This is a genomic window from Parablautia muri (assembly GCF_009917485.1).
Taxonomy (GTDB): domain Bacteria; phylum Bacillota; class Clostridia; order Lachnospirales; family Lachnospiraceae; genus Suilimivivens; species Suilimivivens muri.
In genome coordinates this window covers 1-13,315 of record NZ_QZDT01000034.1, presented here as the reverse complement: position 1 = coordinate 13,315, position 13,315 = coordinate 1, and the positions used below count along the sequence as shown (strand labels likewise).

Genomic DNA, 13,315 nt, shown 5'->3' with positions numbered 1-13,315 from the left:
GCTTTCCCCACTCATTTCATCGTGAACACATATTTATCTGCAAAAACAGGAATTTATTTCTGTTTTCACAGTATCTTCCACTATTGTTTTTCTATCTTGTACCCTACTCCCCAGACAACCTTCAAATATCTTGGCTCCTTAGGATTAATCTCAATCTTTTCCCTGATATGCCTGATATGTACGGCCACCGTATTATCCGCACCAATGGCCTCCTCATTCCAGATATTTTCATAAATCTGATCGATTGAAAACACCTTTCCCTGATTCTTTACCAGCAAAAGAAGGATATTGTACTCAATTGGAGTCAATTTTACAATCTCACCATCTACCGTCACTTCCTTGGTATCATCATTGATACATAGTCCCCCTGCGTTAAAAAGCGCATTGTTTTCCACGTTCAAATTTCCAAGACGTGTGTATCTTCTCAAATTTGATTTGATTCTTGCTACCAGCTCTAAAGGATTGAAGGGCTTGGTCACATAATCATCCGCCCCGATATTCAGTCCCAGTATCTTATCGGTATCCTCTGATTTCGCGGAAAGAAAAATAATTGGAATACTGCTGTATTCTCTGATTTTTAAAGTGGCGTGGATTCCATCTAGCTTAGGCATCATAATGTCAATTACCAGAAGGTGAATGTTCTGTTCTTTTAACAGCTTAATCGCCTGTTCCCCATCATAAGCTTTATAAACCTGATACCCCTCCTGATTCAAGTAAATCTCAATGGCATCCACAATTTCCTTGTCGTCATCGCAAACTAAAATATTTGTCATTCTAACCTCCATGCTGCCGGCAGCCTAATCTAAATGTCCATAGATTGTCTTTACTTTACTGTAATAGTAAAACATAAAAAATTTAAGTGTTAGTAAGGAAAAAAGTTAAGACTTTCTTAATTCCACAATCTCCATACTACTGTGTTTTTTCCTTTTTTGCAATTACCTGCACACACTAAGGGCTTCACTGGACAATATTGCCAGCATGTGATACGATTATTACGCTTAAAATAGAACTTATATCATTATAAAAATCCTGTTTTTGAAAGGAGTTGCAAATGAAAATCATATTTGTCCGTCATGGTGAACCTGACTATACGCATGACACCCTGACTGAAAAAGGCTGGCGCGAAGCCAATCTTTTAGCAGAGCGCATCAGCAGATGGAAGGTAACCGCCTTTTACTGCTCTCCGTTAGGACGCGCTAAAGACACTGCCTCCTGTACCTTGGAAAAAATGAATCGCAAGGCCACTACTTTAGACTGGATGCAGGAATTTGCTTATGTCATTGATGATCCTGCTACCGGAAAGCACGGTGTTCCCTGGGATTTTATTCCGTCTTATTGGACCAATGATCCTCTTTTGCTAGATCCATTGCAATGGGTGAAATCGGATGTAATGAAGCAGAATCCTCAAATTGCCATTAAGTTTTCAGAAGTATGTAACAATTTTGACCATCTCTTATCCTCTTACGGTTACATACGCGAAAAAAAATATTATAAAGTTTTGGCAGCAGAAGGTACGGAAAAACGTTTTAGCAAGGCTACACCCCTTCCGGACAGCCCAGAATATTCCAAAGCCCTGGAAAAGGATGATAAGGAGCCTGTTATTGTTATTTTCTGCCATCTGGGCATTACTTGTGTGGTTCTCTCCCATCTGCTAAACATACCATTTCCATTGCTGGTTCATGGTTTTTTCCTGCCCACCACTTCCATCACAATTCTTTCCAGTGAAGAACGATGGGACGATGAAGTTTATTTCAGAGTACAGTCCATGGGGGATGTCCATCACCTTTTATCAAAAGGTGAACCCATATCTCCGGCAGGCTCTTTTGCAAATCCATTCCATCAATAAAACAAGGGACTCCTACGGAGTCCCTGTTATAATGAATTTTCTCAATTCTAATTTTCGGCCTCGGTGTCTGTCTCATCCAAGGTTTCCTCATCCGTATCTTCTGCCTGTGCCCCTTCCGTATCAGAATCTTCTTCTCCGGAGTTTTCTACACCAGCAGCAGAATCAGCATCTGTCTCTGTGCCTTCCTCATCTGCACGATCAGTTGCACTTTCCTCCGTACTGATTGTCAGATACTTCAGATTTCCTTTCACGTCCGTCACCTGATAGTTTTCTAACAGACCGTTGGTGTACTCGGAGACACTCTGGCTTGCCAGAGTATCTGCAATATTGGCATCATCTGCTTCATCATAATATCGATTTACAAATTCCACCACATAATACTGATGATAGGTTTCATCCGCCAAAACCGTAATATCCCCGGCTTTTCTGCTTTCATCATAAAGCCAATCCGACATAACCGCAGAAATACTGCTATAACTTCTTCCCTCGCTAAGACTGTATTCCGTATCAGGATCTTCATAATTTTCTTTGGTATTCTCAGAAGCATTTTCCAGACAAAGAGCTTCAAAGTCCTCGCCATCTTTACGGGCCTCCATCATTGCCTCTGCCTTTTCCTTAAGTTCATCCATGGCATTGCCGATATCTTCCTCGGAGGCATCCTCTGCCAGTTCTGTGTTGAAATTAAAGCTTCTGTAATCTACCTTGTCATAATTTTGTTTATTTTCTTCATAATATGACTTTATTTCTTCCTCAGAAGGTGCATTTTGGGCAAGTAAATCATCATGGTACGCGCTCACAAACAATCCCTCTTTTACAAAAGGCTCCATATTTTGCTTGGTGGCATATGTGCCAAAATTATTTTTGTAATACTCGCTGGCACTGGCACCTGCCGACTGTGCAGCAGTTTCAAATTCGCTTACAAAGCTTTCATAATCAGCAGATGTATCATAAGTAAATCCGGCCGCATTCGCATCGTCCAAAAGCGCCTTACTTTGCCTAATCTGTTCCACCGTCATTTCGTCAAACAAATCCTTCCAGGTTCTGTTTTCCGCGTATTGCTGCTGCGCATAATCACGAGATGTATCCAATCCCATATAAGGCAGGATGGATGCATATGCAGTTAAATAATTATTAACTGCCACATTGTAGTAATAGTCATACTCAAGCTGTGTCAGCTCGTGATCTCCCACTTTAACATAAGTTCCCCTAAGCGCCACATTCTTCCTCACAATCGGAACGGCAATTGAAACCACAATTGCTATCAGAACAACAACTCCAAGCATAACCCCTATGGTCTTCATCATTTTTTCCTGGCGCGCGTCTTTAAGCTTTTGCTGCCTTCTCGCCTCCATTTTACGGTCATATTTGGTCTGAACCTTCTGTTCAGGTTTTACTTCAGGCGTATTATTTTTAGCCATTTGTAAAAATCCTCCTCGCTTTTACTTACTTTTGATTAATGTAATTTACCAACCCCTCGGCCGCAATGATTTTCTGCATAAACGCGGGAAATGCCTGCCCTTTAAACTGGGTTCCCTTGGTCAGATTCTTAATGATACCGGAATCAAAATCCACTTCCACTTCATCCCCATTCTCAATGCCTTTAGACGCCTCCGGACATTCAATAATAGGGAGCCCGATATTAATCGCATTTCTGTAAAAAATCCTGGCAAATGTTTCTGCAATCACACAGCTGATTCCGACTGCCTTGATTGCAATAGGGGCATGCTCTCTAGAGGAACCGCAACCAAAATTTTTATCTGCTACAATAATGTCTCCGTGCTTCACATTATGAATAAAATTCTTGTCAATATCCTCCATGCAGTGGGCTGCTAACTCTGCTGGGTCAGATGAATTTAAATACCTTGCAGGAATGATTACATCCGTATCCACATTATCACCATATTTAAATACAATTCCTTTTGCTGCTTTCATATTTATAACCATGCTCCTTTCTCAACGTGCGAATTTGTGCCCTCAAGCACAAATTTGCGGTTGAAAGAATACAATTCTTTCAACCTTATACCTCCGCTTCTTCTCAACAAGGCGCTGAAATCTTTCCTGCGATAGCGCTTGCGGCTGCTACAGCAGGACTTGCGAGATAAATCTCAGAGTTCACATGTCCCATACGTCCCACAAAGTTCCGGTTTGTGGTAGAAACGCATCTCTCTCCTTCTGCCAGAATCCCCATATATCCTCCAAGGCAAGGTCCACAGGTAGGCGTGCTCACAATTGCGCCGGCTTCTATAAAGATTTTCAGAAGTCCTTCCTCCATAGCCTGCATATAAATAGCCTGTGTAGCAGGAATTACGATACAGCGCATTCCCTTTGCCACGTGATTTCCTTTTAACACCTTAGCCGCAATACGCATATCATCAATACGCCCATTGGTACAGGAACCGATTACCACCTGGTCAATCTTGATATCCTCGGTAATTTCATCTATGGTTTTTGTATTTTCAGGCAGATGTGGAAATGCAATTGTGGGGCGAAGGGTACTAAGGTCAATGGTATATTCTTCGTCATAAACAGCATCCTCATCTGCTTCATAAATCGTATATGCCTTCTTAGAATGCTCCTTCATATACGCAATTGCTAAATCATCCACCGGGAAGATACCATTCTTGCCGCCTGCTTCGATAGCCATATTAGCAATGGTAAAACGGTCATCCATTGTAAGATTCTGAATGCCATCTCCTACAAATTCCATGGATTTATACAAAGCGCCGTCAACGCCAATCATTCCAATGATGTGCAAAATCACATCCTTTCCGCTGACCCATTTGGAAGGCTTTCCTATCAGATGAAAGCGGATTGCAGCAGGTACCTTAAACCAGGCTTTCCCCGTAGCCATTCCGGCTGCCATATCCGTACTGCCAACGCCTGTTGAAAATGCGCCCAGCGCACCGTAAGTGCAGGTGTGAGAATCAGCTCCAATCACCACATCACCTGCAACGGTGAGACCTTTTTCAGGAAGAAGCGCATGCTCAATTCCCATCTCACCCACCTCAAAATAATTTGTGATTTCGTTTCGGTAGGCAAATTCTCTTACACATTTACAATGCTCCGCCGACTTAATATCCTTATTCGGTACAAAATGATCCGGCACAAGGGCAATCTTATCCTTGTCAAACACGCCCTCCACCTTCATTTTTTCCATTTCCTTAATAGCCACCGGGCTTGTGATATCATTTCCAAGGACAAGATCTAAATCTGCCTCTATGAGTTGTCCGGCTTCCACACTGTCCAATCCGGCATGTGCTGCCAATATTTTCTGGGTCATTGTCATCCCCATAATAATTTCCTCCTGTAAAAATCTCTTTCATAAACAATATATGATTGTACCACAAAAGCATAAATTTGAGAAGTTAATTTATGTATTTCACACTATTTACACAAAAAGGGCTGCCACACAGCAGCCCTTTCCATCCCAGTTTCTAATTACTTCATCAAATATAGCAACCTGTGCCTCAAATGCAAACGCGCTTTCAGCATGTAGCATTAATTGTTAATCAGCTTATCATTTTCATTGTTCCAGCTATAGAGCTTACGGATTTCCTTCCCCACCTGCTCAGCCGGATGTTCAGCCGCAAGCTTTCTCATAGCCTTGAAATGAGCCTGTCCGCCGGCAGGTGACATATCAAGCAAAAATTCCTTTGCAAAGGAACCATCCTGGATATCCTTTAAAATCTTCTTCATATTCTTTTTGGTATCCTCTGTGATAATCTTAGGACCTGTCACATAATCACCATACTCGGCCGTGTTAGAAATAGAATATCTCATGCCTTCAAAGCCTGACTGATAAATCAAGTCAACAATCAGCTTCATCTCATGGATACACTCAAAATATGCATTTCTCGGATCATACCCGGCCTCTGTTAAGGTCTCGAAGCCTGCCTGCATCAATGCGCATACACCGCCGCACAAAACTGCCTGCTCGCCAAAAAGGTCTGTCTCCGTCTCTGTTCTAAAGGTAGTCTCAAGCACGCCAGCCCTTGCACCGCCAATTGCCAGCGCATATGCCAACGCCTTATCAAGCGCCTTTCCTGTAGCATCCTGATGAACAGCTACCAGACAAGGTACACCCTTACCAGCCTGATATTCGCTTCTTACAGTATGGCCAGGACCTTTAGGCGCAATCATTGTCACGTCCACATTTGCAGGAGGTACAATCTGTCCAAAATGAATATTAAAGCCATGTGCAAACATCAGCATATTTCCTTCTTCCAGATTTGGCTCAATATCTTTCTTATACATAGCAGCCTGCAATTCATCATTGATGAGAATCATGATAATGTCCGCCTTTTTAGCAGCCTCCGCTGCCGTATATACTTCAAATCCCTGCTTTTCCGCCTTTGCCCAGGATTTTGATCCCTCATAAAGGCCAATGATAACATGGCACCCTGATTCTTTTGCATTTAATGCATGGGCATGTCCCTGACTGCCGTAGCCTATAACCGCAATTGTTTTTCCTTCCAATAAAGACAGGTTACAATCTTCCTGATAATAAATATTTGCCATTTTCTGACTCCTTTCCTAGATAGCGGACGCCTCGCTTTACGGGTCATCCTTATGTGAAATTAAATAATTTTTATCAATAAGCTGACTCGCAAAGCGCGACAGCGTTTGATATCCACTGCACATTGTAACAGTTTAGACACTCCAAACAGTTGCTGCATATTACAGATAAGTAACGTTTTCCGTTCCTCGTCCAAGACCGGCAATACCGGTTCTTGCAAGCTCCAATATTTCATACCCCTCTAGCAGGCTGATAAATGCATCAATTTTAGCCTGGTCCCCGGTAAGCTCCACTATCAGACTGTCCGGAGCCACATCTATTATGTTGGCACGGAAAATATCTGCTATAGAGATAACCCCCTGCCTCTGTTCACTTTTCGTCCTGACTTTAATCAGCGCCAACTCCCTATACACACTGCTTTCCGGTGCAAGCTCCTTGATATCCCTTACATCCACAAGCTTTGCCACCTGCTTTTCAATCTGGTCAAGAATCTCATCATCACCGGAAGCTACAATCGTGATTCTGGTAAAACGGGGGTCAGCAGTAAGACCTGCCGTGATACTTTCAATATTATAACCTCTCCTTGAAAAGAGACCTGAAATCCTGCTTAAAACACCGGAAGTATTGTCAACTAAGAGCTGAAAAACCTTTTTACGCAATTTTCGTCCTCCTTCACTTCGTCACATCTGACCGACTAAACAAAAATATTTTAACAATTCACCTTGCAAAAGTCAACTTGTTTGCTCTGTTTCATTACATTTTTGGAGGGCCAGGGTTCCGGTTCTTGCCACCTCCACAATGCTCACCGTCTTAAACATGTTAATAAAAAGCTGTATACGCTCAGATGTATCGCACATTTGTATCAGCATCATCGTTTTTGACATATCTACAATCTGTGCATTCATGATCTCGCAGATCTCCATAATATCCCTGCGGTTTGATTTGTTATACTTTACTTTCATCAAAAGAAGCTCCCGGCTGATACTGGCTGTTTCATCAAAGGTTTTAACCTTAATAACATCCAGCTTTTTATTTAATTGCTTTTCAATCTGCTCTATGGTGCGTTTGTCCCCACTGCTGACAATTGTCATACAGGAAACAGCAGGATCATCCGTTTCCCCCACTGCAAGAGAATCAATGTTAAAACAACGTCTGGAAAAAAGCCCCGCCACCTTGCAAAGTACACCGGAACGGTTTTCAACTAAAACGGAATATATTTTTTTCAAATCTGCTTCCTCCCTTCCTACACCAAATCCATAGGATCTATGATACATTCCAAAAGCACTGATTCATCCTGCTTTAAAAATTCATCTATCATCTCACCGGCCTTCTCCATATTCTCAAGGCGAAGGAATTTCATATCATAAGCTGCCGAAAGCTTTTCCAAGTCCGGGCTTCCGGTTAAATCAACCACCGAATAATTGTCCTTATAGTTATAGTGCTGGAATTCCCTCACCATGCCCAGATAATTATTCTTAAGTACCACAATTTTAACCGGCACATGATGCTGACGCATGGTGGCAAGCTCCATCATGGACATCTGGAAAGAACCGTCACCGCAGACAGCAATCACCTGCCGCTGCGGCTTTGCCAGCTTAGCACCCATAGCCGCAGGAATGGAATAGCCCATGGTTCCCATTCCGCCTGTGGTCAAAAATCTTCCCTTTTTGACAATATGATATGCACAGGACCAAATTTGATTTTGTCCTACATCCGCTACATAAATACCTTCATCTTCCATCTTTTCTGAAAGCAGCGTGATGAATCCGGCCGGATCCACATAAGCGGGATTGGGATTTCTCTTACGCACCATACTCTCTCTATATTCTTCCAGGGTTTCAATCCACTGCCTGTGCTCACAAGTAAAATCCTGTAATAGAAGATCTTCAAAAATATGCTTTGCATCCCCCACCAGCGGGATAGAAGGTCCCACATTCTTTCCAATTTCCGCCGGGTCAACATCAATATGGATCAGTATCTTATTGTTGGTAATCAAATCCGGCTGATTGACAGCTCTGTCCGCTACTCTAGCGCCCACCATAAGCAAAAGATCTGATTCATTCATGGCACGGTTTGCATAGGGCTTTCCATTGTTTCCAACCATCCCGAAATACAGCGGATGCTTTGTGGGCATCACCCCAATCCCCATCATAGTGGAAACCACAGGTATCTCATGCTTTTCGGCAAAGGCAAGGAGCTCCTTTTCTCCATTCGATAAAAGGACACCGCCGCCTGTACAAATGAGCGGCCTCTTTGCATGGGCTAATTCTGCAACCACCTTTTTTATCTGTACCATATTGCCTTTTACAGTAGGCTTATAGGTACGCATGGAAACAGTTTCCGGGTAAGAAAATTTCTTCACCTCCGCATTTTGTATATCAATAGGCACGTCAATCAATACAGGACCTTTTCTTCCTGTGTTGGCAATATGGAAAGCCTCTTTAAAAATGCGTGGAATATCATTAACATCTCTTACCAGATAGCTGTATTTCACAAAGGATTCCACCGCTCCTGTGATATCCGCCTCCTGAAATACATCGCTTCCAAGCAGGGCTGAATTTACCTGCCCTGTTATGCAAATCAAAGGAATACTGTCCGCAAAGGCGGTTGCAATTCCCGTAATCACATTGGTTGCACCCGGTCCTGAGGTGACGGCACAAACCCCCGGTTTTCCAGAGACTCTTGTAAGGCCGCTTGCCGCATGGGCCGCATTCTGCTCTGTCCTTATCAAAACCGTTTGAATGGGCGATTCCAAAATACTGTTGTAAAACGGACAAATCGCTACACCTGGATAGCCAAAAACATACTCTACCCCTTCATTTTCCAAACATTTTACAATTACATCTGCTCCTGTCATACTTCTCCTCATTTCTGCGCGGTACTTTCCCTATCATATAGATCCGTGGCTGCCGCGCTGCCACAAACTTTTTATGGTTAAACCAGTCCTAAAAGCTGCTTTGCCTCACGCACTGCCCCCGCTGCATCCCTGGAATATCCGTCAGCCCCTATTTCTTTTGCATATTCAGGTGTTATGACAGCCCCTCCAATCATTATCTTTGCCTCTACCCGTTTTTCCTTTGCATAATCCACCACCCGTTTCATTTCCTGCATGGTGGTCGTCATAAGGGCAGACATGGCAATGATACTGGCATTGTTTTGAATGGCCTGTTCAACAATGGTTTCCTTAGGCACGTCCTTTCCAAGGTCAATCACCTGAAAACCATGATTCTTTAGCATAAGAGCCACAAGGTTTTTCCCGATATCATGAATATCTCCTGCTACCGTGGCAATTACCACCACAGGCATTTCCTCCTTCTGGGTATCTGCAGCAAGAAAGGGCTCCAAATATTCAATGGAGAGCTTCATAGCCTCTGCGCTGGCAATCAGTTGGGGCAAAAAGTACCGTCCTTTGTCAAACAACTCGCCCACCTGGTTAATGGCCGGCAATAATATCTGGTTCAAAATATGAGCCGCCTCCTGCCCTTCCTCCACCAGCTGCTTCGTGTGCTCCTTTATCTGTTTCCTGTTGCCCTTCATCACGTCCTGATAAATCTGATTGTCGGAAAGACCTGCTCTGTCAGCCTGCTCTGTGAAAGCCTGACTGCCCTCTGCCGCTCCGCCTTTTGCCGTCTGTTGTCCTGCCGCTGTTTCAGGCTGTCCGTTTGCCGCCACCTTAGCGCTTACCATAATGGGCGCTCTCTCCTTATAAAGAGCCATTCTTTCAATATAGCGGGTATCTGCCTCCTCCTTATTCATCAGGAGATCCGATGCAAAGGCGATGTTCATCAGCAAATCCTGGGAAGGATTTGCAATGGTCATGGAAAGTCCTTCCTGAATGGCCATAGTGAGAAAGGCGGTATTGACAAAACTCCTCTCTGGCAGACCAAAGGAGATATTTGATAAACCACAGATTGTGGCAAATCCATTCTTCTTACAATAGCGGATTGTCTCAAGTACTTCCTTTGCCGCATTAGGATTTGCGCCTGCCGTAGCCACAAGACCGTCTACTACTATGTCTTCTTTACCCAGGCCCATCTCGAAGGCCTTTTGACTGATTTTTTCTATGATTTCAATTTTTTCTTCCAAGTTTTCAGGAAGTCCCTTATCGGAAAGAGGGAGCAAAATAAACATAGCCCCATACTTTTTTGCAAGTGTAAGAAGCGGTTCCATTTTTTTAGACTCTGCCGATATAGAATTAATCAGCGCACGCCCCGGATATCTGCGAAGGGCTGCTTCTATAACGTCCACGTGGCTAGAATCAATGGCTAAAGGAAGATTGGTCGCCACCGTAACCTCATCTAAAACCTTAAGCATCATTTCCTTTTCATCTATGCCGCTCATTCCAACATTGATATCTAAAAGCGCCGCCCCACATTCTTCCTGCTCCTGAGCAAAGGAAAGGGCCAAGTCTAAATTTCCTTCCTTTAGCTGGGCCTGCAGTTTCTTTTTCCCGGTAGGATTAATCCGTTCCCCAACCACCATAAAAGGTGAATCAAGCCCAAATGCCACTGTTTTTCTCTCACTGGAAAGGTAACGTATATCAGACTTTTCCGCCTGGCTTTTTGTACCAATTTCTGCTGGTTCCACCGGCCGTATATCTTTTGTGGCCTTTACCAGTTTTTCAATGTATTCCGGCGCGGTTCCACAGCAGCCGCCCAAAATACGGGCTCCGGCATCCACCAGCTTCTTCATTTCGAGGGCAAAGGTATCCGCATCCATATCATAAACCGTCTCCCCCTCCGCATTTAAGCCTGGCATCCCTGCATTGGGCTTTGCAATCACCGGAATGGACACCACTTTAGAAATACTCTGAATCAGTTCTACCATTTTATCAGGGCCTGTGGAACAATTTGCACCCACTGCACAGGCGCCTAATTTTTCGAGGGTAACCGCCGCGCTTATGCCATCCGTTCCATAAAGCGTTCTTCCATCAGACTCAAAAGTCAGTGTTGCCATTACAGGTAAAGTGCAGACTTCCTTTGCCGCTATCAGAGCCGCCCTGGTTTCCTGAAGACACATCATAGTTTCCACTACCAGAAGGTCCGCGCCCGCTTCACAAATCAGTTTGATCTGTTCCTTATATACGCCAATCAACTCCTCAAAATCCATATCTCCCATAGGAATGAGCTGTCTGCCTGTCATGGTAATATCCCCGGCCACAAAAGCCTTATCGCCCGCCGCTTTTTTGGAAAGAGCTACCAGTTCGTGGTTAATTCTCTCTATTTCTCCTTCCAAATGATATTCCTTAAGCTTAATGCGGTTTGCCGTAAAGGTCGGCGCATAAATCATATTGCTGCCTGCCTCCACATACTCCCTCTGCAATCCCATAAAAATGTCCGGATGCTCCAAAATCCATTTTTCAGGGCACACCCCGCCTGGCATTCCCCGCTTCATTAAGTTAGAACCTGTAGCTCCATCCAGATAAACAAGTCTGTTTCCTGTAAATTCCTTAAATTCAGTAATATTCACCTATGCACCTCCTGATCCTGCTCATATAAGCTGATCTATGGTATTTACATTGCTATATGTTATCATAATTTCCCTGAAACTACAATTTACAAATATATAGCAATTTAAAATTCATGTTCTTTTGCAGTGCGCAGCCCGTGCGCATTCCTGCCCCATGAAAAATAATCTAAACCGGTTACTGCATTTGCTGCTTACAGTATGGTTGTTGACTTCAACTAGCAACTATGATAACTTTATTTATGTTAAAATAAATTTTATACATAAGAATAGGAGACTATGTTTTGAAAAAAACACTTCTTAAGAAAATGCATAAAGTTAAGGTAAAATTCTTGTTATTGGCTATTTTCCCGCTTATACTCACAGGCTGCGGTAAAAATGAAGATCTGGAAAATTATAAAGCAAACATGAATCAGTTTTTTGAAAATATCCGTATCATTGATTCCTCTATCAATGCTATTGACCCTGATTCTGAAACCTCAACCGCCGAGCTTTTGGCGCTGCTTGATTCTATGGACACTTCCTTTGCACAGATGGCTGCTTTGGAGGTTCCTGACGGTTTCCCGGGTGTGGATGAGCTTGCGGACGATGCCAGTGCCTACATGTCAGAAGCGGTTTCTTATTACCATCAGGCTTATGATGGAGAATATGACGCCGCTTTTGAGGAGGTGGCTTACCGGAATTATGAACAGGCTAACATAAGATTCCAATATATTGTTTCAATCATACACGGGAACATTCCGGAGGAAATTTTCACCTACGAAGACACGGACACAGAAGATACCGAAGATACTGGTGAAGAAGATATGGGTGAGCCGAAAGATGAAGGCGCTGAACAACCGCCTGAGCCCTGATATCTGTCCTCCTCTAAAGCTGACAATTTACATGATAATCGCCTGAGATTTATTCTCAGGCGATTAAAGTTCCTATAAAAATAATTCTCAGATAACGCCCTCTGGTTAAAATAAGGATAACCATATGGGTTCCACTGCTCTTTTCAGCTACTTTAAAATTCTTATACTCCCAATCAAGGGAACCTCTTTTTCCTCCTGATTCATTGCAGCAACCAGTCCCATAATCCAACAAATCAAAATAAAAACACCCCATACCCATCCCACACATGGAACATGTCTAAGCAGAGAAAACAACCATATTACAAGCGACTGGTTCATATGGAATTTGGCTCCTTCTCTATCTCCTGCAAGAACTGCTACCGCAAGGCCAATCCATGTAAAATATGCTACAATACCGGTTGTCTTTGCATTCATAACAGTCTATTCTCCATTCTCCTTATGGTGGCTTGCCATCCTCCTTAACAATTCGGGTAAATCAAATATACATTATGAAGCGTTCTTAAGCTGCCGGTGCAAAATCATGCGTTCTTCTCATGTCAAAAACAAAAAGAAAATATATATTACTCAAACTTCGCACATAGATTTTAGCTATGCACCTTGAAAACTCAATATCTGGCAATGATTCAATTATCA

12 protein-coding genes are annotated in these 13,315 nt (G+C 43.1%); 2 read left to right on the top strand and 10 right to left on the bottom strand.

The annotated features are described in order from the left end of the window. Positions 1–80: 80 nt before the first annotated feature. Positions 81–773, bottom strand: a complete 693-nt coding sequence (locus D5281_RS17070) for a response regulator transcription factor (RefSeq protein WP_160561311.1) — start codon at positions 771–773, stop codon at positions 81–83. A gap of 278 nt (positions 774–1,051) precedes the next feature. On the opposite strand from D5281_RS17070, the gene D5281_RS17065 reads away from it, so the two are divergent. After that, positions 1,052–1,846 (top strand): histidine phosphatase family protein, encoded by a 795-nt coding sequence (locus tag D5281_RS17065; protein ID WP_160561310.1) that lies wholly within the window; start codon positions 1,052–1,054, stop codon positions 1,844–1,846. A 47-nt stretch (positions 1,847–1,893) separates the two neighbouring features. Here the strand turns inward: D5281_RS17065 and D5281_RS17060 are convergent, their stop codons facing one another. From D5281_RS17060 to D5281_RS17025, 8 genes are all read right to left on the bottom strand, one after another. Beyond that, positions 1,894–3,264 carry a peptidylprolyl isomerase gene (locus D5281_RS17060; protein ID WP_160561309.1) on the bottom strand — a complete coding sequence of 457 codons (1,371 nt, stop codon included), beginning with the start codon at positions 3,262–3,264 and terminating at the stop codon, positions 1,894–1,896. A 25-nt stretch (positions 3,265–3,289) separates the two neighbouring features. Further along, positions 3,290–3,778 (bottom strand): 3-isopropylmalate dehydratase small subunit, encoded by a 489-nt coding sequence (gene leuD / locus D5281_RS17055; protein WP_160561308.1) that lies wholly within the window; start codon positions 3,776–3,778, stop codon positions 3,290–3,292. Positions 3,779–3,881: 103 nt separating this feature from the next. Then, positions 3,882–5,138: a 3-isopropylmalate dehydratase large subunit gene (gene leuC / locus D5281_RS17050; protein WP_160561307.1), complete on the bottom strand. Its 1,257-nt coding sequence runs from the start codon at positions 5,136–5,138 to the stop codon at positions 3,882–3,884. Between the two features lie 206 nt (positions 5,139–5,344). After that, positions 5,345–6,364 carry a ketol-acid reductoisomerase gene (gene ilvC, locus D5281_RS17045; protein ID WP_160561306.1) on the bottom strand — a complete coding sequence of 340 codons (1,020 nt, stop codon included), beginning with the start codon at positions 6,362–6,364 and terminating at the stop codon, positions 5,345–5,347. Between the two features lie 159 nt (positions 6,365–6,523). Continuing rightward, the gene (gene ilvN / locus D5281_RS17040; RefSeq protein WP_160561305.1) at positions 6,524–7,021 is read right to left on the bottom strand and encodes an acetolactate synthase small subunit; all 498 of its coding nucleotides are present in this window, start codon (positions 7,019–7,021) and stop codon (positions 6,524–6,526) included. 72 nt (positions 7,022–7,093) lie between these two features. Then, positions 7,094–7,588 (bottom strand): acetolactate synthase small subunit, encoded by a 495-nt coding sequence (gene ilvN / locus D5281_RS17035; RefSeq protein ID WP_160561304.1) that lies wholly within the window; start codon positions 7,586–7,588, stop codon positions 7,094–7,096. Positions 7,589–7,605: 17 nt separating this feature from the next. Then, entirely contained in the window at positions 7,606–9,219 is a 1,614-nt protein-coding gene (gene ilvB, locus D5281_RS17030; RefSeq protein ID WP_160561303.1) for a biosynthetic-type acetolactate synthase large subunit, read from the bottom strand. 77 nt (positions 9,220–9,296) lie between these two features. Next, positions 9,297–11,831, bottom strand: a complete 2,535-nt coding sequence (locus D5281_RS17025) for a homocysteine S-methyltransferase family protein (RefSeq protein ID WP_330585116.1) — start codon at positions 11,829–11,831, stop codon at positions 9,297–9,299. Positions 11,832–12,112: 281 nt separating this feature from the next. Between D5281_RS17025 and D5281_RS17020 the strand changes: the two genes are divergently transcribed. Further along, entirely contained in the window at positions 12,113–12,682 is a 570-nt protein-coding gene (locus D5281_RS17020) for a hypothetical protein (RefSeq protein ID WP_160561302.1), read from the top strand. Between the two features lie 147 nt (positions 12,683–12,829). Here the strand turns inward: D5281_RS17020 and D5281_RS17015 are convergent, their stop codons facing one another. Continuing rightward, positions 12,830–13,096, bottom strand: coding sequence for a hypothetical protein (locus tag D5281_RS17015; RefSeq protein ID WP_160561301.1), 267 nt, complete (start codon positions 13,094–13,096; stop codon positions 12,830–12,832). Positions 13,097–13,315: the final 219 nt, after the last annotated feature.

Excerpts from the sequence above, each read along its gene's own strand:
- D5281_RS17070 (WP_160561311.1), bottom strand. The coding sequence starts at position 773 with ATGACAAATATTTTAGTTTGCGATGACGACAAGGAAATTGTGGATGCC.
- D5281_RS17065 (WP_160561310.1), top strand. The coding sequence starts at position 1,052 with ATGAAAATCATATTTGTCCGTCATGGTGAACCTGACTATACGCATGAC.
- D5281_RS17060 (WP_160561309.1), bottom strand. The coding sequence starts at position 3,264 with ATGGCTAAAAATAATACGCCTGAAGTAAAACCTGAACAGAAGGTTCAG.
- leuD (WP_160561308.1), bottom strand. The coding sequence starts at position 3,778 with ATGAAAGCAGCAAAAGGAATTGTATTTAAATATGGTGATAATGTGGAT.
- leuC (WP_160561307.1), bottom strand. The coding sequence starts at position 5,138 with ATGGGGATGACAATGACCCAGAAAATATTGGCAGCACATGCCGGATTG.
- ilvC (WP_160561306.1), bottom strand. The coding sequence starts at position 6,364 with ATGGCAAATATTTATTATCAGGAAGATTGTAACCTGTCTTTATTGGAA.
- ilvB (WP_160561303.1), bottom strand. The coding sequence starts at position 9,219 with ATGACAGGAGCAGATGTAATTGTAAAATGTTTGGAAAATGAAGGGGTA.
- D5281_RS17015 (WP_160561301.1), bottom strand. The coding sequence starts at position 13,096 with ATGAATGCAAAGACAACCGGTATTGTAGCATATTTTACATGGATTGGC.